This is a genomic window from Oceaniglobus sp. K40-3 (assembly GCF_055808395.1).
The window spans coordinates 2,769,808-2,792,382 of sequence record NZ_CM147868.1; the positions used below are offsets into that span (position 1 = coordinate 2,769,808).

Here is a 22,575-nt window from a genome sequence, read left to right on the forward strand (position 1 = left end):
GGGACAAGACTCTCTGTCGCTGCTGGGATCCTGGCTGCCGCTTTGGGTTGGCTCGGACGTTGCGTTAAAACCTACTGAAAAAGTCAGGTATGTCAAGGCACCGCAGATCACACTTGTACCGCGCAACAGGACATGCCGGCTGGCGCCGGCATTGTGGGCAATGAAACATAGCAAAGCGGGTTTTCGAATCTGCGCAACCGGCGCGATCCCCGATGGGGCCACGGATCACCCAATACACCGCCGGTCACAGCAGATCACACCGCCCGCCACAGGCGCCCGCAAAAAATGGAATGGCGCGTCAGCGCCGCCTTTGGATCAACCCTGGCGCCAAGCGCCTCAGGTCAGATCCTTCATTTCCACGAAATCCATATCCGTGAAGTCCTGATTGTCCCCGCCCATGGACCAGATAAAGCTGTAACGCCCGGTCCCCACGCCGCTGTGAATCGACCATCCCGGCGACAGGATCGCCTGTTCATTGGCAACGACCAGATGCCGGGTTTCTGTCGGTTCGCCCATCAGGTGAAACACCCGGGTATCTTCGGCCATATCAAAATAAAGATACACCTCGGAACGCCGGTCATGGGTGTGGCAGGGCATCGTGTTCCACACACTTCCATCCTCGATCCGGGTAACGCCCATGACCAACTGGCACGACGCACAGACATCCGGGTGAATATACTGGCGCAGCACCCGCACATTCGCATCCGACTGACTGCCCAGATTCAGGCAATTCGCGTCTTCCGCAGTGATTTTCATCGCGCTGTGGGCGTGATGGGCCGGTGTGCTGATAAAATAGAACCGGGCCGGGTTTGCCGCATCGTCGCTGGCAAAGCTGACATCGGTGACGCCCATGGGCAAATACAGCCCGTCGGTCTGCGCCAGGGAAAACACGGTGCCATCTGCGGTTACGCTGCCGGTTCCGCCGATGTTGATGATCCCGATTTCGCGCCGGTCCAGAAAATTTGGCGATCCGATCTGTTTGTGCGACAGCAACGGCAGCGCATCGCCCACAGGCATCGCACCGCCCACGACCGTCCGGTCAAGGTGGCTGTAGGTCATCGTCACCTCGTCCGGGCGAAACAGCGTCTCAACCAGATAATTTTCGCGCAATTGCGCCGTATCAAAGGATTTGGTTTCGGCGGGGCTGGAAACTTGTCTGACAGTCAGGGTCATCGGAATATCCGTAATTTGCGAACCGGAAAACCCGGCTCAGAGATGGGGAATGTCATCCAGATCAATGTCATGGATGAAATATTCGGGGTGGGCGCCAGCGACATTGGCAATGTGCAACTGCAAGCCTGACAGATGCAGGTCCATCATCTTGCAGGCGCGGTTTTCGTCTTTTTCCTCGATGGCGGCGGCAACGGCGGCATGTTGTTCCACCACCATCATCATCCGGCCATCCTCGGGCAGGGTCAGACGCCGATACCGATCAATTTGCAGTTTGACCTGCTGCACCAGCGTCCACAGCCCCGGCAGATTGCCGATTTGGGCGATCAACGCGTGAAAATCCTCATCCGCCCGATAAAATTGCCTGAAATCCTTTTGCTCTGCCAACTCGCGCTGGCGTTCGACCAGCGCCAGCAGTTCCAGAACCTGACTGCGGCGGGCATACCGCGCGGCAGAGCGAGTTGTCATACACTCCAGAGCGCGGCGCGCAATCAGCGATTCGGGAATGCTCGAAATCGGGATACGGGCCACGAAGGTGCCGGATTTTGGCACCACCTCGACCAGGTTTTCCTTGGTCAGCCGCAGGATCGCCTCGCGGATCGGCGTGCGGCTGATACCCTCGTCCAGCGCGATCTGCTTTTCCGAAATCATATCTCCGGGCCGCAGATCCATGGCAACGATCGCGGTGCGCAACCGATCATACTGAATCTCGGACAGGGTTTGGGCGCCACGTCCATGAAACCGCGCCGCGCCGGTCGGGGCGCCGTTCCCGGCGCGTCGCCGTTCAATCTGACCTGCGCTATTCTCCAAGCTTGACTCCATCAGCATTCATTAACCAAGCTTCATTACATGGGGCCTGGATTGGCCTGAACCAAGCGGCGCATGTTTCTTTACGAAGGTCGAGCTTGTTTTTTACATATATCTGATATACTAGATAAGCGACCAATCGTCAAATGCCGGAAATTTGCGCAGACAAATACCGGTGAACAGAGTGTCCGGCATCATGTGGGGCACGAATAGGAGGAAGAAATGACACTTAGCCGATTCGCCACAACCATCGCTGCCGCAGGCATGAGCCTGCTTGCAGGCACGGCCGCCTATGCGACCGAAACCCTGAAATGGGCCCATGTCTATGAGGAAGGCTCGGCCTATCATCAGACGGCACTCTGGGCTGCTGACGAAATCGCCAAGCGCACCGATGGCCGGATCGAGATCAAGGTTTTTCCCGCCTCGTCCCTGGGCAAGGAAGTTGAAATCAACGAAGGGCTTGGCATTGGCGCCGTCGATATCATCTATACCGGCCCCAGCTTTGTTGAACGTTACTATGGCCCCATCGCCATTTCGGATTATCCGTTCATCATGCGCGGCTATGATCATTGGCTGACCTATCGCACCAGCGATCTGTTTTCCGAACTCTCCGATGGCTATCACGACGCGACGGGCAATCAGGTTATGGGCCTCGTCTATTACGGACAGCGGCACGTGACCGCGAACAAGCCAATCCTCAAGCCCGAGGATATGAAGGGCCTGAAAATCCGGGTTCCCAATTCTCCCCTGATGCTGATGTTCCCCAACGCAGTTGGCGCAAACCCCACCCCGATGGCATTCTCCGAGGTGTATCTGGCCCTGCAACAGGGTGTTGTGGATGCACAGGAAAACCCCCTGCCCACCATCAAGTTCAAAAAGTTCTATGAGGTACAGTCGGATATCAACCTGACCGGGCACCTTCTGAATTCGCTGCTGGTGATCATGTCGGATGATGCGGTTGGCCGTCTGGGCGATGATGAGGCGGTCGTGCGTGAGGTGCTGGAAGACGCATCGCTGAAGGTATCGGAAGAAATCTATCAATCCGAAACGGATCTGATTGCATGGTTCCGCGAACAGGGCAACAACGTGAACGAAGTTGACCGCAAGCCGTTTCAGGATGCGGTGCTGCCAAAGCTGCAATCATGGGATGACGTTCCTTACACCAAGGAACAATTCGACCGGCTCCAGGCACTCTGAGCAGGGCAGGATCGTTATATCATGACGACATCCAAATCAGAAAAGGGGGTGCGGATTCCGCACGCCCCGGCTTTTCGTTCGACGATGCAAAGGTCGACATCTCGGACTTTCACATCACCGACATCCCCGGATTGATCGCGCTCTGGGGATTGGCAATCATCGTCTTCCTGCAATTCTTCACCCGCTACGTGCTGAATGACAGCCTGGCCTGGACCGAGGAAATCGCCCGCTATGCGCTGATTGTGGTGGCCTATTTCGGCGCGGTCTCGGTAACGCGCAAAGGCACCCACATCTTTCTTGAGTTTTTCTATCGTTACCTGCCGCCCCGCCTCGGCAAACTGCTTACCATCACCATGGAGCTTGTCTCGGTCGCATTTTATGGCTACCTGGCCTATCTCGGGGTCATTCTTGCACAGAAAACCCGCACCAAGATGGCCTCGGTCGAGATACCAAAAAGCCTGGTTTATTGGTGTGTTGCGGGTTGCCTTGCCGCCATGGCGCTGTTTTCGCTGTTCTGGCTGATCCACAAGATCCGCCAATCCCCCGAAGACGTTCTGCGAGAGCTGGAAGAGCATTCGCTAAACGAAATTCCTGATTGATCGGCGCATCCATGACCCTGTTTATTCTGTTCTTCGTTCTTTTCGTGCTGCTCATCGCCGGGGCGCCCATCGCCGTGGCGCTTGGGGTGTCCTCGCTGATCTTTATCCTGATCGACGGCCTGCCGCCGGTTGTGGTGCTGCACAATATGGTCAACGGCATCAATTCCTTTCCGCTGATCGCCGTGCCGTTTTTCATCATGGCCGGAAACCTGATGAACACCGCCGGGATCACCACCAAGATTTTCGCCTTTGCCAGCGCGGCCATGGGGTGGCTGCACGGTGGTCTTGGCCATGTAAACGTGGGCGCCAGCGTGATTTTCGCCGGCATGTCCGGCGCGGCAGTGGCCGATGCAGGCGGGTTGGGCAATATCGAAATCAAGGCCATGCGCGACGCCGGCTATGACACCGATTTTTCGGTCGGCATCACCGCCGCCTCCTCGACCATCGGGCCGATCATTCCGCCCTCCCTGCCCCTCATCGTTTATGGCGTGGTGTCCGACACCTCCATCGGGCAGCTGTTTGCAGCGGGAATGATCCCCGGGTTGCTCATGGCGCTGTCGCTTATGGTGATGGTCGGGTTCTACGCCAAAATCCGCAAATACCCCCGCGATGAACGGTTTGTGGTCAAACACTTCCTCATCTCATTCTGGCACGCGATCCTGCCGTTGTTCACCCCGTTCATCATCGTCGGCGGCATCCTGTCGGGCATCTTCACCCCGACCGAGGCCGCAATCGCCGCCGTGGCCTATTCGATGTTTCTGGGAATTGTCGTCTACCGCACGCTTGATTTCAAACGGCTGCTGCGGGTGTCCATGGATACGGTCGACATCACCGCATCCATCATGATGATCGTCGCCGCCTCGGCCATTTTCGCATGGATCCTGACCGCCAATCAGGTGGCGCAATCCTTTGCTGGCGGGCTGTTGGGCTTTACCGACAATAAAACGGTGGTCCTGCTGATCATCATGCTGATCGTTCTGGTGGTGGGCTGTTTCATGGAAACCATCGCCGCCATCACCATCCTGACGCCGGTTCTGTTGCCCGTGGCCATGCACTTTGGGGTTGATCCGGTGCATTTCGGGATCATCCTGATCCTGAACCTGATGATCGGCCTGCTGACCCCGCCTGTTGGATTGGTGCTTTATGTGCTGTCCAAGGTGTCAGGGGTGCCGTTTGAACGCTGTGTCGTGGCAACCGCGCCGTTCCTGATCCCGCTGGTGGCGGTGCTGCTGCTGTTGACGTTCATCCCTGAACTGTCCATGTGGTTGCCCCATTACCTGTATCCGGCCCCCGGAGGAAACTGAACATGTCTGATATCTTTGATCTGACCGGAAAAACCGCCCTTGTCACCGGGTGCAGCCGTGGCATTGGCAAAGCCATGGCCCTGGGGCTGTCCCGGGCCGGCGCCGATATCATCGGCGTCAGCGCCTCGCTAAAGGCCCACGGCAGCGCGGTTGAAACAGAGGTCACAAACACAGGCCGCCAATTCGCGGCCTATCAATGTGACTTTTCAAATCGCGCGGCCGTGGCGGATTTTGCCGCACAGGTGGTCAAGGATCATCCCACGATCGACATTCTGATCAACAACGCCGGCACGATCAAACGCGCCCCGGCGGCCGATCACGGCGATGATCTGTGGGACAGCGTGATCGAAATCAACCTGTCCAGCCAGTTCGTGCTCAGCCGTGAAATCGGCAAAACCATGATCGCCCGGGGATCGGGCAAAATCATCTTCACCGCATCCCTGCTGTCGTTTCAGGGCGGCGTAACGGTGCCCGGCTATGCAGCCTCAAAGGGCGGAATCGCCCAGCTGGCCAAGGCGCTGGCAAATGAATGGGCCGCCAAGGGCGTGAACGTCAACGCCATCGCCCCCGGCTATATCGCCACCGACAACACCCAGGCCCTGCAGGACGACCCCGAGCGCGCCCAATCCATCCTTGGCCGCATCCCCGCCGCCCGGTGGGGCCACCCCGACGATTTCATCGGCCCTGCGGTATTTCTCAGCTCGGCGGCGTCGGATTATGTCCACGGAACGGTCCTGACCGTCGATGGCGGCTGGATGGGCCGCTAAAAAGCCGGACGAGACGGCGCGTCCGGGCGCCCGCAAAAATGTAATGCGGGCGTCAGCCCGCTCCGCTGGATCAAACCGGGCCAGCGGCGATCACTCTTCGGCGTTGGCCTCGGCCCGGCTTTTGCCGGTCACATCCATGGCCAGCGTCGCCGCCATCAGCCGGTCAAGATCGCCGTCCAGCACCCCTTGGGTGTCCGACGTCTCAAAGCTGGTGCGCAGATCTTTTACCATCTGATAGGGCTGCAACACATAGCTGCGAATCTGGTTGCCCCAGCCCGCATCGCCCTTGGCCTCATGGGCTTCGTTGATCGAGGCGTTACGCCGGTCCAGCTCCATCTGATACAGCCGCGATTTCAGCGCCTTCATGGCAATGTCGCGGTTCTGGTGCTGGGATTTTTCCGAAGATGTCACCACGATCCCTGTGGGCAGGTGGGTGATCCGCACCGCCGAATCCGTCGTATTCACATGCTGCCCGCCTGCCCCGCTTGAACGATAGGTATCAAGGCGGATGTCGCTGGGGTTCACTTCGATTTCGATGTTGTCATCGACCACCGGATAAACCCAGACCGACGAAAATGACGTGTGCCGCCGCGCCGCGCTGTCATAGGGCGAAATCCGCACCAACCGATGCACGCCGCTTTCCGATTTTAACCAGCCATAGGCATTGGGCCCTGAAATCTTGTAAGCGGCGGATTTGATCCCCGCCTCTTCTCCCGCCGTTTCCGATTGCAATTCAACGGTATAGCCCTTCTTTTCGGCCCAGCGCACATACATCCGCGCCAGCATCGACGCCCAATCGCAACTTTCGGTGCCCCCGGCGCCACTGTTGATCTCAAGGAACGTGTCGTTGCCATCGGCCTCGCCGTTCAGCAGGGCCTCAAGCTCGGCGTCGGCGGCGCGGTCTTTCAGGGATTTCAGGGCGCTTTCGGCCTCGCTGACAACCTCGTCGTCGCCTTCCATTTCGCCCAGCTCGATCAGCTCGACATTATCCGAAAGCTCTTGCGCCATGCCATCGTGGCGGGCGATGGCATCAACCAGAACCTGCCGGTCGCGCATCAGCTTTTGCGCCTTTTCGGGGTCGTCCCACAGGTCGGGGGATTCCACCATGGCGTTGAACTCTTCCAGCCGGTGATCGGCTGTCTCGCGGTTCATCCGCTGGCCAATCAGCGTGATCGACTTGGTGATCGCTTCGACCGTGTTCTGTGCTTCGGCGCGCATGGTCTGGGGTTCCCGCAATTCATGATATCAGACCCCGCTGATACCAACGCGGGGCCGGTGGGGCAAGGTGCGCGCCCGACAGGGTTTCGACTTAGTAAAGCCCGCCTGACGAAATCGACCCGAAGGTCGCCTTCTTCTTGGGAATTTTCACCACCCCGCCCGACGAGGTGCGCACCTGCGCGCCGCCATCATCGGTTTCGCCCTCGGAAAACAGCGGCAGGTTGGCGCCCATGGCAAAGCCACCATCAAAGGCCACGCCAAACACCGGTTCTTCGCCCAGCCGGAAATATTCGGCCACCACATCGGGGCCGCTGGCATCGTCCGACAGGCGCGCGCCGGTGCGGCGGTTGATGTTGATGAATTGCCCGCCCGGCGGCACTTCGAACGGACCGCCGCCATATTTGCGCGTGGCCTCCTGCATGAACCGGTTGAACACCGGCGCACACAGCCCGCCCCCCGACCCCGAATGGCCCATAGGCCGTGGCCGGTCATAGCCGATGTAACAGCCGGCGGCGATGGTGCTGGTAAAGCCCACGAACCAGGCATCCTTTTCATCGTTGGTCGTGCCGGTCTTGCCCGCTACGGGAACGCCCAGATTTACCTTGCCCCGGGCCGTGCCCCGTTCCACCACACCTTTCATCATCGAGGTAAGCTGATAGGCGGTGATCGCGTCAATCACCCGTTCGCGGTTCGAGGTAATGGCAGGTGCCATCCCTGTCGCGATCGAGGCCACCTCGCATTCCGGACAGCTGCGCTGATCGTGTTTGTAAACCGTGGCACCGTACCGGTCCTGCACCCGGTCCACCAGGGTCGGTTCCACCCGCTCGCCGCCATTGGCGAACATGGAATAGGCCGCAACCATACGAAACAGCGTGGTTTCCTGCGCCCCCAGCGCATTGGCCAGAAACCGCCCCATGTTGTCATAAACGCCGAACCGTTCAGCATAGGCGGCGATGGTGTCCATTCCCACCTCTTCGGCCAGACGCACGGTCATCACGTTGCGCGATTGTTCGATCCCGGTGCGCAGGGGCGTGGGGCCGTAAAACCGGTTGGCATAGTTCTTGGGCCGCCACATGCCCTGTGGCGTGTTGATCTCGATCGGGGCATCCACCACCACGGTGGCCGGGCTGAACCCGGAATCGAGCGCGGCGGCATAGACGAACGGCTTGAACGATGAACCGGGCTGACGGGTGGCCTGGGTGGCGCGGTTGAACACCGAATTCTGATAGGAAAAACCGCCCTGCATGGCCAGAACCCGGCCCGTGTTCACATCCATCGCCATAAAGGCGCCCTGCACCTCGGGCACCTGACGCAGGGTCCAGCGAATGAACGATCCGTCGCTGTCACTGGTCATCCGGCGCACAAACACGACATCGCCCTTGTCCAGCAGATCGCCGGCAACGCGCGCCTTTGGGCCGCGCGTGCCATCCTTGTGCCGCTTGCGCGCCCATTGCACATCCTTGGGTTCAATCCAGTGGCCGTCCGCGTCTTCGGGCACATCTTCGATGCCGATCCGCGCACTTGTGTCGCCCACCGAAAGAACAACCGCCGGATACCACTGATCTTCCAGCACCACGTCCCGCGCCACGCGCACGTTGGCCAGCGCCTCGCGCCAGCTTGCCTCGTCGTTCAGTTTATCCAGCGCGATCTTTTTGCCCGTCCCGCGCCAGATTCCGGTGCCCCGGTCATAGCTTTCCAACTGGCGGCGCAGGGCCTCGGCGGCGACTTTCTGCAATTCGGGGTCGATGGTGGCGCGCACGGTCAGACCGCCTGAGAAAAACTCGCTCTCGCCAAAATCATTGCTAAGCTGGCGGCGGATTTCATCGGTGAAATAATCACGCGGCGGCAGGGCCGACTTGAAGCTGTCGAAATCGCCATTCTGAACCGAGCGCAGCGGCTCCAGCCGCGCCTTGCGATATTGGGCCTCGTCGATATAGCCGTTTTCCCACATCTCGCGCAGGACGAAATTACGCCGGGTGATTGCCCGTTTCATGTCGCGGACCGGGTGATAATTCGACGGGGCCTTGGGCAGAACCGCAAGATAGGCCGCCTCTTCCGGGGTCAGATCGGCCAGAGGTTTGTTGAAATAGGTCTGGGCGGCGGCAGTCACCCCAAAAGAGTTCTGGCCCAGAAAAATTTCGTTGAGGTAGAGTTCAAGGATCTTGTCCTTGCTCAGGGTGCCTTCGATCCGGCTGGCCAGAATCAATTCCTTGATCTTGCGCTCGGCGCTGCGTTCGCCCCCCAACAGGAAATTTTTCATCACCTGCTGGGTGATGGTCGAGGCGCCGCGCAACGCCCCGCCCTTGGCGGCGGTCACGGCAGCGGCCAGCATGCCGCGCACATCATACCCCTTGTGGGTATAGAAATTCTTGTCTTCCGCAGAAATAAAGGCGCCCTTTACCAGGTCGGGAATATCCTTGGCGCTGGCGAACAGGCGGCGTTCCTTGGCGAATTCATCAATGATCCGCCCCTCGCGGGAATAGATTCGGCTGATCGTCGGCGGAGAATATTGGGCCAATTGGTCCGTGTTCGGCAAGTCACGGGAATACATCCAGAAAACCGCCCCGATGGTCAGCGCGGCAAACAGCGCCGCGATGGTTACCCAACTGAAGATCGCGCCGAAAAACGACAATATGAATCGGATCATGGCAAACGCCCCCTGCAAAGCTTGCGCTTGTATATATACACCTGTCAGCCGGGTCAAAACCGCCCCTGCGGCACATGGCCGTTTGCCGCTCACATTTATGGCATCCGGCAGCGGGGGTTATTGGCGCAGCAGCCGGGCCTCGGCGGCATCATCCCTGGCCCATTTCAACAGGCCGTCACGAATGCCCAGTGCCGCCTTGTGCCGCCAGGCCGGGTCGGTCAGGCGCATCCGGTCATGGGCGCTGGACAGAAACCCCAGTTCGATCAGCGCCGATGGAATATCCGGCGCCTTCAGCACCGAAAACCCCGCGTGCAACCTTGGCCGTTTGTGCAGATCATGGGTACGTTCGGCCAGGCCAGCAACCAATTCGCGCGCCAGACGTTCGGCCCGGGGGTCGTGTTTGCCCGGGCCAGATCCATCAGAACCCCGGCAATCACATCATCCTGATCCTTGAGATCCACCCCCGCCAACAGATCGGCCCGGTCGTGGCGTTCTGCCAACAGGCGCGACGCCTCGTCGCTGGCCTCGTCCGACAGGGTATAGATGGTCGCCCCCGAGGCCCGCCCCTCGGCCAGGGCATCGGCGTGAAGCGACAGAAACACGTCGGCCCCCGCCATGCGCGCCACGGTCACGCGTTCCTCCAACGGCACGAACACATCGTTTTCCCGGGTCATGACCACACGGAATTTGCCGCTGTCTTCCAGCACCGCGCGCAGATCCTTGCCAAAGCGCAGCATCACGTCAGCTTCGACCACACCGTCATATTCGGCCCCCGGATCAATACCCCCATGGCCCGGGTCCAGCACGACGACAAGCGGGTTATCCCCGGTCTGGCGGGCGCGCGGTTTTGGCAGATCGGTCACTGGCGCGCCACTGATCACGGCGCCGGGGGGCGGTTCGATACCGGCGGCAAAGGTTTCGGCATCCACCGCCGCCATCTGAATTTTAAGCACCGCCGTGCCATCCGCCGCACCTGTCACCATCGCGGCGGTTTCCAGGGCCATCGGCTCGGACAGGTGCAACATCATGCGGCTCCAGTCATTCAGGAACGGCCCGGTCAGAACCTCGGACACATGATCACTGAACAGGATGCTGTTCAGATCCTGCCCGGCCCAATCCACCGTACTGAAATCAACCACCAGACGGGGCGGCGAGATCGAGGGTGAAAATCCGCCATGGCACCGGCTGAGACAGGGTCAGTGTCATTTGCAGATTGGCCCCCAGATCAACGATTTCCGAGCGCGCCAGATCGGGACGGGCCAGCGCGCCAAGGGTTTCGGTTGCCATTGCCGGATGCGACAGCGGCAGCACGCCCAAAAGGGCCACTGTGATGGTTTTCAGGATAGTCATGGCTGCTCTGCTCTGCTCGGCCTGTTTCGACCGTTGCGCAAAGTCTACCGCAACAGCGCCCCCGGCGAAACGCCGAATTGGGCCGGGCGCGCGGTTTTTCAGCGCCTCACGCCCAGGCGGCGTGACTGTTCAGCAGGAACTGCGCATAGATCGGAACCGCCGCCGCCCCGATCACCCGGGCCTGCATCCCCACAGTGCCTTCATGCAGGCGCGGCGGGGTAAGGCCGCGCAGATCCTCGCGCGCCAGATGGGCACGCGTGGCGGCCACAAGGGGGTGCGCACCGCAGGGGGCACCGCGCCGTCGATGACGAAATCGGCAAAATCAATCACCGCCGATACCGCCACCACCGCCTGTGACAGGGCCCGGGCGCTGGCCTCGATCCAGGGGGTGACGGACTCGGCAAAGCGGCCCCAGTCCTGGGGCATGGTCCACAGGTGCGCCGGGTCTTGCCCCCGTTCGGCCAGCCGGGTTTCCAGCAGGTGGATCGAGGCAAGATCAATCAACTGCGACCGCCGCCCCCCGGCCCGGTCAGCGGCAGCGATCCGAACGCCCCCGCATTGCCCGCAGGCCCCTGATACACCGACCGGTTCAACACGACGCCACCGCCGATAAACGACCCCACAAAAAAATAGGCGAAATCCCCCAAAGTCGGCCCCAGCCCGAACACATGTTCCGCTCGGCAGGCCGCCGTTGCATCATTTTCCACATGTACCGGCAGATCGGAAAACCGGGCGATCCGGTCGCTGAACGACAGATCCCGCCAGACCTCCATATCATCACGGTGCGCGCCAATGCTGTCTTGCCAGTTCCACAGTTCGAATGGCGCGGCGATGCCGATGCCCAGAATGCGCTGGCGCTGTTTCTCAGTCAGGCTTTGGGCGATCTGGCCCAAACCGTCCTGCAAAAACGAGAACACCACGTCAGGCAGTGGCAGACGATAGGTCAACTGCCGCGACATGCGCACCTGCCCCAGAAAATCCATCAGGGTCAGTTCGGCGCTGCGCCGCCCGATTTTCAACCCCACCGACAACACCCCATCCGCGCTGAGCATCATCGGCATGCTGGGTTTGCCCACCCTGCCCCGCTGTGGCTTGCCCTTCTGGATGAAACCGTCGCGTTCCAACCCGCGCAGGATCACCGAAACCGTCTGGGACGACAGGCCCGCACGGCGCGCGATGTCACTGCCCGGCAAGGCGCCGTGGCGCTGAATCAGCGTCAGCACCAACCGTTCGTTATGATCGCGCACCCGGGCCTGATTGACCCCGCTTGCCGGATCGCGCGTGATGATCGGCTTTTCACTCACGGGCACACTCCTCTTGGCTCATATCTACGCTTTGGGATCAATAAATCAAGTTTGTTTATTTATTGACACGACCCACCGGTTTACGCTTAGACTTCGGTGATCCTGAAGGGAAACCCCGCAGGTGACACGTTTTGAATGGTCGGAATTTCCGGCAGTTCATATCTTCTTGGGAGGAAACCAAATGAAGAAACTTCTTACCAGCACAGCACTTGTTCTTGCCGCAACCAGTGGCATGGCCCATGCCGCCGATGGCGTTTCGGCCTGTCTGATCACCAAAACCGATACCAACCCGTTCTTTGTAAAGATGAAAGAAGGCGCCACGGCCAAGGCGGCCGAACTGGGCGTGGATCTCAAGACATTCGCGGGCAAGATCGACGGCGACCATGAAACCCAAGTTGCCGCAATCGAAACCTGCATTCTGGACGGCGCCAAGGGCATTCTAATCACCGCGTCTGACACGTCTTCGATCGTCAGCTCGGTGCAGCAGGCCCGCGATGCCGGGCTGGTGGTGATCGCGCTTGATACGCCGCTGAACCCGATCGATGCCGCCGACATGACCTTTGCCACCGACAATTTTCTGGCAGGTGAACTGATCGGCCAATGGGCCGCTGCCACTTTGGGCGACAAGGCTGCCGATGCGAAAATCGCCATGCTTGATCTGGGCGTCAGCCAGCCAACCGTCGGCGTGCTGCGCGATCAGGGGTTCCTGACCGGGTTCGGCATCGACGTGAAGGATGTGAACAAATGGGGCGACGAAGACGACCCGCGCATCGTCGGCCATGACGTGACCGCCGGCAACGAAGAAGGCGGGCGCAAGGCCATGGAAAACCTGCTGGCCAAGGATCCGATGATCAACGTCGTCTACACCATCAACGAACCCGCCGCCGCCGGAGCCTATGAGGCGCTCAAGGCGATCGGACGCGAAAACGATGTGCTGATCGTGTCGGTCGATGGCGGCTGTCCCGGCGTTCAGAACGTGGCCGACGGCGTGATCGGCGCCACCAGCCAGCAATATCCGCTGCTCATGGCGTCCAAGGGGATCGAGGCGATTGCCGCCTATGCCGCCGACGGCACCCTGCCCGCCGCCACCGATGGCAAGGCGTTCTTTGACACCGGCGTGTCCCTTGTCACCGATCACCCTGTCGATGGCGTTGACAGCATTTCAGTCAAGGAAGGCATGGATCGCTGCTGGGGCTAATCCCCTGATCTGAAACCGAAAGGGGCGGTTTCCCCGCCCCTTTCCCGTTTTCATCCAACACGGGCCACACCATACCCGCGGAGTTCCCATGTCAGATCAACGCCCATCCGGGCAGGATTACAGAATCCTCGCTTTCCGCCAGTTCCCAGAGCATTGCCGAATTTGCCAACGACAGGCAGGGCCTGATTCACAAGCTCCAGAGCGCGCTGCATCAAACACCATCCCTGGTGCCGCTGATTGTGCTGCTGATGTCCTTTGTCATTTTCGGCCTGCTGCTTGGGTCCAAATTCTTTTCCCCCTTTGCCATTACGCTGATCCTGCAACAGGTACAGATTGTCGGCATTTTGGGCGCCGCACAGGCGCTGGTGATCCTGACCGCCGGCATTGATCTGAGCGTTGGGGCAATCATGGTGTTCAGTTCCGTCGTCATGGGCCAGTTTACCTTCCGCTATGGCATTCCGGCGCCCCTTGGCATTCTGTGCGGTCTGGCTGCGGGCACCGCCATTGGCGCGCTGAACGGCTGGCTTGTGGCGCGGGTAAAACTGCCGCCGTTCATCGTTACGCTGGGCATGTGGCAGATCGTTCTGGCGTCGAATTTCCTTTATTCCGCCAATGAAACCATCCGCGCTCAGGATATTTCGGAAACCGCGCCCATGCTGCAATTCTTTGGCACGACAATTCCCATTGGTGCGGCGCGGCTGACGGTTGGGGTGGTGTTCATGGTGCTGTTGGTGCTGGCACTGGCCTATGTGCTGCGCCAAACCGCGTGGGGGCGGCATGTTTATGCCGTGGGTGACGACCCCGAAGCGGCCGAGCTTTCGGGCGTTCAGGTCAACCGGGTGCTGATTTCGGTCTATGCCCTTTCGGGTCTGATCTGTGCCTTTGCCGGTTGGGCGCTGATCGGGCGGATCGGGTCGGTGTCGCCCACCTCGGGGCAGTTGGGCAATATCCAGAGCATCACCGCCGTGGTGATCGGGGGCATTTCGCTGTTTGGCGGGCGCGGTTCGATCCTTGGGATGTTGTTTGGTGCGCTGATCGTCGGGGTTTTCACCCTTGGCCTGCGCCTGCTTGGGGCCGATGCCCAGTGGACCTATCTTTTGATCGGCGTTCTTATCATTGCGGCTGTCGCCGTGGATCAATGGATCAGAAAGGCATCGCTGTAACATGAACATGGCATCCCCCCGCACCGACCAGCCCATCCTGCAAGGCAAGAATCTGGTCAAACGCTATGGCAAGGTCACCGCGCTGGATCATTGCGATTTTGAACTGTACCCGGGTGAAATTCTTGCCGTGATCGGCGACAACGGCGCCGGAAAATCCAGCCTTATCAAGGCGGTGTCAGGCGCCGTCACCCCCGACGAAGGCGAAGTGTTTCTTGAGGGCAAGCGGGTGAATTTTTCATCCCCCTTGATGCCCGCGATCATGGAATTGCCACGGTTTATCAACAACTGGCCCTGTCGCCCGCCCTGTCGATCGCCGACAACATGTTCATGGGCCGCGAATTGCGCAAACCCGGGTTTCGCGGCAAATGGCTGCGCCAGCTCGACAAGGCCGAGATGGAGCGGTTCGCCCGTGAAAAGCTGACCGAACTGGGCCTTCTGACGATCCAGAACATCAATCAATCGGTTGAAACCCTGTCAGGCGGTCAGCGGCAAGGCGTCGCCGTGGCCCGCGCCGCCGCTTTTGGGTCAAAGGTCATCATCCTTGATGAACCCACTGCGGCCCTTGGGGTCAAGGAATCCCGCAAGGTGTTGGAGCTGATTCAGGACGTGCGCGCCAAGGGTGTGCCGATCGTGCTGATTTCGCACAATATGCCCCATGTGTTCGAGGTGGCCGACCGGATTCACATTCACCGTCTGGGCAAACGCCTGACCGTGATCAGACCGGATGAATATTCCATGTCCGACGCCGTGGCCTTTATGACCGGCGCCAAAGAACCGGCACAGGCCGCATGAACGGCCCGGACCCGGCCACCCTCGCCCTGCGCCTGCCCCCCGGGCGCCACCTGATCGCACTGGCGGGGGCGCCTGCCAGCGGCAAATCCACCTTTGCCGAACGGCTCGCCTTTGATCTGATCCGCGCGGGGCGCACCGCACAGGTGGTGCCCATGGACGGGTTTCATCTGGACAACGCCATTCTTGATGCGCGCGGTGATCGGGCGCGCAAGGGGGCGCCGCACACGTTTGATGCCCGTGGTTTTGCCCGCCTGATGCTGGACATGCTGGAAGGCGGTGCCGTTTATTATCCGCTGTTTGACCGCAACCGCGATCTGGCCATTGTTGGGGCTGCCATGTTGCAGGCCGACACCGATCTTGTGATCGTCGAGGGCAATTACCTGCTGTACGATCACCCCGACTGGCGCGAGCTGACAAAACTCTGGTCCCTGTCGGTCTGGCTGGATGTGCCCGAGGCCACCCTGCGCAGCCGGCTGATGCAGCGCTGGCGCGAACACGGGCTGGACGGTGAGGCAGCCTTTGCCAAACTGCGTGAAAACGACATGCCCAACGCCGAGGATGTCATGGAACACCGCCTGCCCGCCACGATCACCGTTGCAGGCTGATCAGGCGCGCATTCGGCTGCCGTTGGCATCGAACAACGGCATGCGTCGCAGGGTGGCGGGGCGGCGTATGCCCAGCACCTCGATTTCCCACCCCGCCTCGACCTCGGCCAATTCGCGCGGCACATAACCCACGGCAACCGACACCTCCGAGGCATGGGCATATCCCCCCGACGTGACCCACCCCACGACGGCACCGGCGTGATAGATCGGCTCATCCCCGATGGGATCGCAATCTTCGGCCTCAACCACCAGCGTGCGCAGGCGCATTTTGCCGCCCTCGGCCTTCATCGCTGTTGCCGCCGCTTTGCCAATGAAATCAGCGTCTTTTCCCAGAGCGACGAACCGCCCCAGCCCGGCCTCATAGGGCGAATAGATCGGGCGATATTCCCGGCCCCAACCGCCAAACCCCTTTTCCAGCCGCAGGGCATTCAACGCCCTGAGACCAAAATCGCGGATGCCGAATTCTTCACCCGCCGCCTTGATCGCCAGATAAACGTGGCGCTGACAGGCGGGTTTCATCCAGATCTCATACCCCAGATCGCCGGTGAAACTGACCCGGCCCACGATGCAGGGCGCCATTGCAACATCCATGCGCCGTATGTCCATGAATTTGAACGCTTCGGCGCTGACATCCTCATCACTCAGCTTTTCCAGAACCGCCCGGGCGTTCGGCCCGGCAATCGACAGGCCCACCAGATCGGCGCCATGGGCCACGACGGACACGCCTTCATCCATGTGCTGTTCAAACCAGCGCATGTGATATTCCTCGGCGATGCCCGATCCGGCGATGAAAAACTCACCCTTGCCAAGATTGGCCAGGGTGAAATCCCCGATGACATAACCGTCGTCTTTCAGCATCGGCGCCAGCACCATCCGTCCCGGCGCCGGAATGCGCGCCGCCAAAATCCGGTCCAGCCAGGCCGCGCCCCCGGCCCGGTTACGCTGTATTTCGCAAACCCCGAGGTTTCGATCACCCCGACGCTGTCGCGCACTGCCCGGGCCTCGGCGCCCACATGATCGTGGTCGGTCGAGCGTTTCCACGAAAACGCATCCCGCACCCCCTCGGGCGCAAACCACAGGGCGGATTCCAGCCCGAAAGACGCGCCGAACTGCGCGCCCTGCCCGGCCAAAAGATCATAGATCGGCGTGGTTTTCAGGGGCCGCGCGGCGGGCAGTTCTTCGTTCGGAAAGCGGATGGAAAAGCGCCGCGCATAATTCTCCTGCACCTTGGCATTGGTATAGGCCAGCGTGGCGTAATCGCCAAAGCGGCTGACATCCATGGCAAAAATATCCATCCCCGGATCGCCGTTGACCATCCATTGCGCCAGCGCCAGCCCGACACCCCCGCCCTGGGAAAACCCGGCCATCACGCCACAGGCGCTCCAGAATCCGGGCAAGCCCCGGATTGGCCCGACAAGGGGGTTGCCATCGGGGGCAAAGGTAAACGGGCCGTTGATGATCTGCTTGATCCCGGCATTTTCAAACGCCGGGAAATGGCGAAACCCCACCTCAAGGCTGGGCGCGATCCGGTCAAGATCCGGCTCCAGCAGCTCATGCCCGAAACTCCACGGGGTGTTTTTGGGCGACCATGGGCGACACGCCTTTTCATAGGTGCCCATCAACATGCCTTTGCGTTCCTGCCGCAGATATAATTCGCCATCAAAATCAACGGCGTGCAGCATTTCCCGCCCCGTGGCATCGTTGAACGCCGCCACCTCGGGCATGTCATCGGTCAGCAGATACATGTGTTCCATGGCCAGAACCGGCAGTTCCAGCCCCACCATGCGCCCCACTTCGCGCGCCCACAACCCGCCGGCATTCACCACATGCTGGGCGATGATGTCACCCTTGTCGGTGGTCACGCGCCAGGTGCCATCACCCAGCATTTCCAGCGCTTCCACCTTGGTGTGCAATTCAATCTCGGCGCCGTTCCTGCGCGCGGATTTGGCATAGGCATGGGTGGTGCCGTAGGGGTCAAGATGGCCCTCGGCCTCGTCATGCAGCGCGCCGACAAATTGCGTCGGGTCCAGCAGCGGAAACAATTCGGCCGCTTCGTTCGGGGTGATCAGTTCGGCGTCCAGCCCCAGATACCGCCCCTTGGCCAGCATGGATTTGAGCCAGTCAAACCGTTCCGGCGTGGCGGCCAGCATGACACCGCCGGTCAGATGCAACCCCACATCCTGCCCGGAATATTCCTCGATTTCCCGATACAGATCGACAGTATATTTCTGCAACTTGGCGACATTCGGATCACCGTTGATCGTGTGAATGCCCCCCGCCGCATGCCAGGTTGATCCGCTGGTCAGTTCCGAGCGTTCGAGCAGCACGCAATCGCTCCAGCCGAACCGCGTCAGGTGGTACAGCACCGAACAGCCGACAACGCCGCCCCCGATGACAACGACTTGGGTGTGGCTTTTCATGGTCAGGCTCCGCTTGCTGTGAACCCCCCGAGCCTAGCAACAGCCACCCCGCCCCGCGTCGCCCGATTGCGACAAAAGATGACGCATCCGCGCGTTTCGGCCTCACATATCAACGGCGCGCCCTTCCCGCGCCGAGGTCTGTGCCGCCATGCCCATGGCCACGGCGCGTTCGCCGTCGCGCAATGACACTTCGACCGGGCCATCGCCACGCACCGCGGCGTTGAACCGGTGATGCTGATAAAACGTCGAACCGTTGTGGTCTCCGGCGGTCAGCAGCGCCGGATCAACCGGAATATCCACCTGCTGTGGTCCCTTGGGGGTGCGCGGCGAAATCACGACCTGCGGCAAAGGCGGCGCCCCCAGATGGGCAGGCCAGAACCGGGTCGGGCCGGGCACCTTCACCTCAATCTTGCCCGTGGGGCCAACGGCGGCGATTTCTTCCTGAAACCGCGCACCTTCGGCATACATGCACAAATCCAGCATGGCCCGCGCCCCATTGGCGAAATCGACGATCACATAGGCGGTATCCCAAATGTCGGATTGTTCGCCGTCATAAACCTCATCCAGATGATTCACCACCTGCCCGCCACTGGCCATGACGCGCACCGGTTCGGCCCCAAGGATAAACCGCATCAGATCAAAGAAGTGACAGCATTTTTCCACCAAGGTTCCGCCTGAATTGCGGTTGAACCGGTTCCAGTTTCCCACCTTTTCCAGAAACGGAAAGCGGTGTTCACGGATGGTCAGCATCTTGATGCCGCCTGTCGCCTCTTGCATTTTTTCAAGAAACACCTGCAACGGCGGCATATAGCGATATTCCATCGCCACCCACAGGGGCGCGGCATAGGCATCACCAATGGCCAGCACCCGGTCACGATCGCCCGGATCGGTAAACAGCGGTTTTTCCATCAACAAGGGCAAGGGACGGCGCGCGGCGATTTCACCCAGAACCCCGGAGTGAGTGTGGTTGGGCGATGCAACAACCAGGCAATCCAGCGGTTCGCACGCCAGCAGATCGGCCAGCGTATCGCACAGCACCGCGTCGGGTGCCGTGACCCGCGCGGCAGCGGCCATGGCCGGATCCGGCTCAAATATCGCGGCAACCCGCGCGCCGGGGACAAGGGCGATGTTGCGCAGATGCTCCTGCCCCATCATCCCACAACCGATCACCCCGTAATGCACAGTTTTCGTCATTTCAGCCCCTATTTCATTCGCGATACATAGCGCGCCACGTTCGGGTCAAACCAACTGCGCGAATATTCGGCCCGCGCGCCGTTCTGATCCCAGCTCAACCGTTCGATAAATCCACAGACCGCCCCCGCAGGCAGCAACCCACCCCAATCGGGCATCTCGCCCACGCCAACCCGATCTTCCGCCCGGGAAATCATCAGGCCAAAGCGGCTGCGGTAAAGGTGATAAAGCGACCCCTCCAGATCGCCCAGGCACAACGCCCCGGTCCAATGGGCATCCAGCCAGATTTCCTCGACCACCGCCGGCACACCGCCAAGGGTGCGCAACCGGCGAGATCCGCTGCGCCTGTGGTGAGGGGCCGAAATCAGGCGCATCGTTCGGTTTATTCAACAGATCAACGCTGATCCCCTGCGCCGCTGGCTGCCCACCCCCGTCCAGCAATTCGAGCCGGAAAAACGCATACAGCCCGCCCGCATCCCGGGTGCGGCGCACATAATTGCCCGATCCCTGCCGCCGCTCCAGATGGCCCTTTTCGGTCAGATCCGCCAACGCCTTGCGCAGGGTGCCAACCGAAATGCCATGTTGCGCCGCCATCACCCGTTCGGGCGGAAGGCGTTCCCCTTCGATAAAACGACCGGCGGCGATGTCATGCAGCAACGCATCACCGATCTGGATGTAAAGTGGCAGGGTTTGCGGTTCGGTCATATCTGCGCCATCAAATTGATATACTATTGATGCACATCTATGGGGGTGCTAGGCAAGGGAAAACCGCACCAATCAGGGAAAGATTCGATGACCGTAGTTCCCGTCACCTCTGCCGATCTCGACGGCGCCGAAGTCTCTTGGTTTTCGGCGCTCTGTTCCGACGATTACCAGTTTCTCGGCGTTCCCGATGGCGATCTTCGCTCTAGCTGGGACCATTGCAGCGCCATCGTGAAAGAGGCCGAGGCCCAGGGTTTTCGCAATGTCCTGTGCCCCTCGTCCTATCAGGTGGGTCAGGACACCCTATCGTTCGTGGCCGGTTGCGCGCCGATCACCGAAAAAATCAACATGCTGGCCGCCATCCGCTGTGGCGAAATGCAGCCGATCATGCTGGCGCGCACCGTGGCGACGCTGGATCATATGTTGCAGGGGCGGCTGACCCTCAACGTGATTTCATCCGATTTCCCCGGTGAGGTGGCCGAAAGCACGTTTCGCTATCAACAGCTCGCGCGAGGTGGTCGAGATTCTGAAACAGGCCTGGACCAGAGATCACATCAACTATGACGGGCAAGTCTATAATTTCAAAGACGTTCCCACCGATCCGGCCAAACCTTATCAAACCGGCGGGCCGCTGCTTTATTTTGGCGGCTATTCCCCCGCGGCCCGTGATTTGTGCGGCCAGCATTGCGATGTTTACCTGATGTGGCCCGAGCCAGAGGAAAACATCATCCAACGCATGAAGGACGCCAACGAAGCTGCTGAAAAATATAACAGAACACTGGATTATGGCCTGCGTGTCCACATGATCGTGCGCGATACCGAGGCAGAGGCGCGCGAATACGCCGATCATCTGGTCAGCAAGCTGGATGATGAATATGGCAAACTGATCCGTGATCGCGCCCATGACAGCATCAGCCTGGGCGTGGCCCATCAGGCGCGGGCGCGGGAATTGTCCGATCAGTTCGGTTATGTCGAACCGCACCTGTGGACAGGCATCGGCCGGGCGCGCTCCGGCTGTGGCGCGGCGCTGGTCGGATCAACCGATCAGGTGCTGAGCAAGATCGAAGCCTATCAAAAACTGGGCATCCGCAGCTTTATTTTCTCGGGGTATCCCCATATGGATGAATGTAAATCGTTCGGACAGCGGGTTTTGCCGCAGATGAAAACCTGCTCACTGCCCCACGCCTATGGCCGGGTGCCGGATGACACACCGCAGACGCCCCTGGGCGCAGGAGAACGCCACTGATGGACCGCATACACCTGAGTGATGACCTGTCATTAAGCCGCATCATCTATGGCATGTGGCGGCTGGGTGATGATGCCAACACCGCCCCCGACCACATCCGCGAAAAAATCGCCGCCTGCCTGGACCAAGGCATCACAACCCTGGATCAGGCCGATATCTATGGCGGCTATATGGCCGAGGAAATCATGGGCGCCGCCCTGACCCCGGATCTGCGCAACCGTATGGAAATCGTGACAAAATGCGATATCGTCGCCCCTGTCGGGCGCCATTCCGGGATGCGGGTGAAACATTACGACACCTCGCGCGCCCACATTGAAACCTCGGTCGATCACTCGCTGCGGCTGATGGGGATTGACCATATCGACCTGCTGCTGATTCACCGCCCCGATCCGTTCATGGATGCCGCCGAAACCGGCGCCGCGCTGGATGATCTGGTGACATCGGGCAAGGTGCGCGGCATCGGGGTGAGCAATTTCAAACCCCACGACTGGACGCTGCTGCAATCGGGTATGAACAACCCGTTGCTGACCAATCAGATCGAAATATCCCTGGGCCATGCCGCGCCCTTCACCGATGGCGATCTTGCGTTCCTGCAAGAGCGCCGCATCGCCCCCATGGCGTGGTCGCCGCTGGGCGGTGGCAGCCTGATGACAGGCAAGGGTGGCCATGGCCCGTTGCGCACGGCCCTTGCCGCGCTGGCCCGCGAACAGGGCGTGGACATGGCCGCCATCGCCGTGGCCTGGCTGTTGGCGCATCCGGCGCGGATCATGCCCGTTATGGGAACGAATAACATAAACCGTATCAAAACGTTATCCGACGCCCTTAAGGTGAAAATTGACCGCCAGACCTGGTTTGAACTTTACGCCCACGCCACCGGACAAGAGGTTCCCTGACC

19 protein-coding genes and 4 pseudogenes are annotated in these 22,575 nt (G+C 60.4%); 10 read left to right on the forward strand and 13 right to left on the reverse strand.

What is annotated here, in order from left to right; all coding sequences use genetic code 11:
• Nucleotides 1–336 precede the first annotated feature (336 nt).
• Together kduI and AC0L7P_RS14385 are read right to left on the reverse strand one after the other, a co-directional pair.
• The gene (gene kduI, locus AC0L7P_RS14380; protein ID WP_473433361.1) at nucleotides 337–1,173 is read right to left on the reverse strand and encodes a 5-dehydro-4-deoxy-D-glucuronate isomerase; all 837 of its coding nucleotides are present in this window, start codon (nucleotides 1,171–1,173) and stop codon (nucleotides 337–339) included.
• Between the two features lie 36 nt (nucleotides 1,174–1,209).
• Complete coding sequence (locus AC0L7P_RS14385) at nucleotides 1,210–1,980, reverse strand: GntR family transcriptional regulator (RefSeq protein WP_473433362.1); 771 nt, start codon at nucleotides 1,978–1,980, stop codon at nucleotides 1,210–1,212.
• Nucleotides 1,981–2,199: 219 nt separating this feature from the next.
• On the opposite strand from AC0L7P_RS14385, the gene AC0L7P_RS14390 reads away from it, so the two are divergent.
• From AC0L7P_RS14390 to AC0L7P_RS14405, 4 genes are all read left to right on the forward strand, one after another.
• Complete coding sequence (locus AC0L7P_RS14390; protein ID WP_473433363.1) at nucleotides 2,200–3,174, forward strand: sialic acid TRAP transporter substrate-binding protein SiaP; 975 nt, start codon at nucleotides 2,200–2,202, stop codon at nucleotides 3,172–3,174.
• Nucleotides 3,175–3,305: 131 nt separating this feature from the next.
• Nucleotides 3,306–3,773 (forward strand): TRAP transporter small permease, encoded by a 468-nt coding sequence (locus tag AC0L7P_RS14395; RefSeq protein WP_473433364.1) that lies wholly within the window; start codon nucleotides 3,306–3,308, stop codon nucleotides 3,771–3,773.
• 11 nt (nucleotides 3,774–3,784) lie between these two features.
• On the forward strand, nucleotides 3,785–5,077 hold the full coding sequence (locus AC0L7P_RS14400; protein WP_473433365.1) for a TRAP transporter large permease: 1,293 nt from the start codon (nucleotides 3,785–3,787) through the stop codon (nucleotides 5,075–5,077).
• A 2-nt stretch (nucleotides 5,078–5,079) separates the two neighbouring features.
• Nucleotides 5,080–5,844, forward strand: a complete 765-nt coding sequence (locus tag AC0L7P_RS14405) for an SDR family NAD(P)-dependent oxidoreductase (RefSeq protein ID WP_473433366.1) — start codon at nucleotides 5,080–5,082, stop codon at nucleotides 5,842–5,844.
• A gap of 90 nt (nucleotides 5,845–5,934) precedes the next feature.
• Here the strand turns inward: AC0L7P_RS14405 and prfB are convergent, their stop codons facing one another.
• The 7 genes from prfB to AC0L7P_RS14440 all read right to left on the reverse strand — a co-directional run bounded on the left by prfB (nucleotide 5,935) and on the right by AC0L7P_RS14440 (nucleotide 12,363).
• Nucleotides 5,935–7,062: a peptide chain release factor 2 gene (gene prfB / locus AC0L7P_RS14410; protein ID WP_473433367.1), complete on the reverse strand. Its 1,128-nt coding sequence runs from the start codon at nucleotides 7,060–7,062 to the stop codon at nucleotides 5,935–5,937.
• 91 nt (nucleotides 7,063–7,153) lie between these two features.
• Nucleotides 7,154–9,709 (reverse strand): penicillin-binding protein 1A, encoded by a 2,556-nt coding sequence (locus AC0L7P_RS14415; RefSeq protein ID WP_473433368.1) that lies wholly within the window; start codon nucleotides 9,707–9,709, stop codon nucleotides 7,154–7,156.
• Nucleotides 9,710–9,826: 117 nt separating this feature from the next.
• Nucleotides 9,827–10,075, reverse strand: a complete 249-nt coding sequence (locus tag AC0L7P_RS14420) for an N-acetylmuramoyl-L-alanine amidase family protein (protein ID WP_473433369.1) — start codon at nucleotides 10,073–10,075, stop codon at nucleotides 9,827–9,829.
• Complete coding sequence (locus AC0L7P_RS14425) at nucleotides 10,000–10,848, reverse strand: N-acetylmuramoyl-L-alanine amidase family protein (protein WP_473433370.1); 849 nt, start codon at nucleotides 10,846–10,848, stop codon at nucleotides 10,000–10,002. The genes AC0L7P_RS14420 and AC0L7P_RS14425 overlap by 76 nt, the downstream gene beginning before the upstream one ends.
• On the reverse strand, nucleotides 10,841–11,059 hold the full coding sequence (locus AC0L7P_RS14430) for a hypothetical protein (RefSeq protein WP_473433371.1): 219 nt from the start codon (nucleotides 11,057–11,059) through the stop codon (nucleotides 10,841–10,843). Before AC0L7P_RS14430 ends, AC0L7P_RS14425 begins: the two co-directional genes overlap by 8 nt.
• A 171-nt stretch (nucleotides 11,060–11,230) precedes the next feature.
• Complete coding sequence (locus tag AC0L7P_RS14435; RefSeq protein ID WP_473433372.1) at nucleotides 11,231–11,563, reverse strand: hypothetical protein; 333 nt, start codon at nucleotides 11,561–11,563, stop codon at nucleotides 11,231–11,233.
• On the reverse strand, nucleotides 11,560–12,363 hold the full coding sequence (locus AC0L7P_RS14440; protein WP_473433373.1) for an ROK family transcriptional regulator: 804 nt from the start codon (nucleotides 12,361–12,363) through the stop codon (nucleotides 11,560–11,562). The genes AC0L7P_RS14435 and AC0L7P_RS14440 overlap by 4 nt, the downstream gene beginning before the upstream one ends.
• Before the next feature lie 181 nt (nucleotides 12,364–12,544).
• Between AC0L7P_RS14440 and AC0L7P_RS14445 the strand changes: the two genes are divergently transcribed.
• From AC0L7P_RS14445 to AC0L7P_RS14460, 4 genes and pseudogenes are all read left to right on the forward strand, one after another.
• Complete coding sequence (locus tag AC0L7P_RS14445; RefSeq protein WP_473433374.1) at nucleotides 12,545–13,561, forward strand: substrate-binding domain-containing protein; 1,017 nt, start codon at nucleotides 12,545–12,547, stop codon at nucleotides 13,559–13,561.
• A gap of 152 nt (nucleotides 13,562–13,713) precedes the next feature.
• A complete protein-coding gene (locus AC0L7P_RS14450; RefSeq protein ID WP_473435468.1) occupies nucleotides 13,714–14,724 on the forward strand; it encodes an ABC transporter permease in 1,011 nt (336 codons plus the stop codon).
• Between the two features lie 7 nt (nucleotides 14,725–14,731).
• Nucleotides 14,732–15,516, forward strand: a pseudogene (locus AC0L7P_RS14455) (ATP-binding cassette domain-containing protein).
• Nucleotides 15,513–16,121 (forward strand): nucleoside/nucleotide kinase family protein, encoded by a 609-nt coding sequence (locus AC0L7P_RS14460; RefSeq protein ID WP_473433375.1) that lies wholly within the window; start codon nucleotides 15,513–15,515, stop codon nucleotides 16,119–16,121. Before AC0L7P_RS14455 ends, AC0L7P_RS14460 begins: the two are co-directional and overlap by 4 nt.
• Here AC0L7P_RS14460 and AC0L7P_RS14465 read toward each other — a convergent pair.
• The 4 genes and pseudogenes from AC0L7P_RS14465 to AC0L7P_RS14480 all read right to left on the reverse strand — a co-directional run.
• A pseudogene (locus tag AC0L7P_RS14465) lies at nucleotides 16,122–18,541 on the reverse strand (GcvT family protein).
• A gap of 102 nt (nucleotides 18,542–18,643) precedes the next feature.
• Nucleotides 18,644–19,735 (reverse strand): Gfo/Idh/MocA family protein, encoded by a 1,092-nt coding sequence (locus tag AC0L7P_RS14470; RefSeq protein WP_473433376.1) that lies wholly within the window; start codon nucleotides 19,733–19,735, stop codon nucleotides 18,644–18,646.
• A gap of 8 nt (nucleotides 19,736–19,743) precedes the next feature.
• Complete coding sequence (locus AC0L7P_RS14475; protein ID WP_473433377.1) at nucleotides 19,744–20,106, reverse strand: UTRA domain-containing protein; 363 nt, start codon at nucleotides 20,104–20,106, stop codon at nucleotides 19,744–19,746.
• Nucleotides 20,107–20,281: 175 nt separating this feature from the next.
• Nucleotides 20,282–20,437: pseudogene (locus AC0L7P_RS14480) on the reverse strand (GntR family transcriptional regulator); the annotation flags it as partial.
• An 87-nt stretch (nucleotides 20,438–20,524) separates the two neighbouring features.
• On the opposite strand from AC0L7P_RS14480, the pseudogene AC0L7P_RS14485 reads away from it, so the two are divergent.
• Both AC0L7P_RS14485 and AC0L7P_RS14490 read left to right on the forward strand, forming a co-directional pair.
• Nucleotides 20,525–21,680, forward strand: a pseudogene (locus AC0L7P_RS14485) (LLM class flavin-dependent oxidoreductase).
• On the forward strand, nucleotides 21,680–22,573 hold the full coding sequence (locus AC0L7P_RS14490; RefSeq protein WP_473433378.1) for an aldo/keto reductase: 894 nt from the start codon (nucleotides 21,680–21,682) through the stop codon (nucleotides 22,571–22,573). Before AC0L7P_RS14485 ends, AC0L7P_RS14490 begins: the two are co-directional and overlap by 1 nt.
• Nucleotides 22,574–22,575 lie beyond the last annotated feature (2 nt).

Bases quoted from the DNA above. Each gene is read 5' to 3' on its own strand.
- AC0L7P_RS14400 (WP_473433365.1), top strand. From the start codon at position 3,785: ATGACCCTGTTTATTCTGTTCTTCGTTCTTTTCGTGCTGCTCATCGCC.
- prfB (WP_473433367.1), bottom strand. From the start codon at position 7,062: ATGCGCGCCGAAGCACAGAACACGGTCGAAGCGATCACCAAGTCGATC.
- AC0L7P_RS14490 (WP_473433378.1), top strand. From the start codon at position 21,680: ATGGACCGCATACACCTGAGTGATGACCTGTCATTAAGCCGCATCATC.
- AC0L7P_RS14430 (WP_473433371.1), bottom strand. From the start codon at position 11,059: ATGACTATCCTGAAAACCATCACAGTGGCCCTTTTGGGCGTGCTGCCG.
- AC0L7P_RS14460 (WP_473433375.1), top strand. From the start codon at position 15,513: ATGAACGGCCCGGACCCGGCCACCCTCGCCCTGCGCCTGCCCCCCGGG.
- AC0L7P_RS14445 (WP_473433374.1), top strand. From the start codon at position 12,545: ATGAAGAAACTTCTTACCAGCACAGCACTTGTTCTTGCCGCAACCAGT.
- AC0L7P_RS14390 (WP_473433363.1), top strand. From the start codon at position 2,200: ATGACACTTAGCCGATTCGCCACAACCATCGCTGCCGCAGGCATGAGC.
- kduI (WP_473433361.1), bottom strand. From the start codon at position 1,173: ATGACCCTGACTGTCAGACAAGTTTCCAGCCCCGCCGAAACCAAATCC.
- AC0L7P_RS14415 (WP_473433368.1), bottom strand. From the start codon at position 9,709: ATGATCCGATTCATATTGTCGTTTTTCGGCGCGATCTTCAGTTGGGTA.
- AC0L7P_RS14470 (WP_473433376.1), bottom strand. From the start codon at position 19,735: ATGACGAAAACTGTGCATTACGGGGTGATCGGTTGTGGGATGATGGGG.
- AC0L7P_RS14405 (WP_473433366.1), top strand. From the start codon at position 5,080: ATGTCTGATATCTTTGATCTGACCGGAAAAACCGCCCTTGTCACCGGG.
- AC0L7P_RS14475 (WP_473433377.1), bottom strand. From the start codon at position 20,106: ATGCGCCTGATTTCGGCCCCTCACCACAGGCGCAGCGGATCTCGCCGG.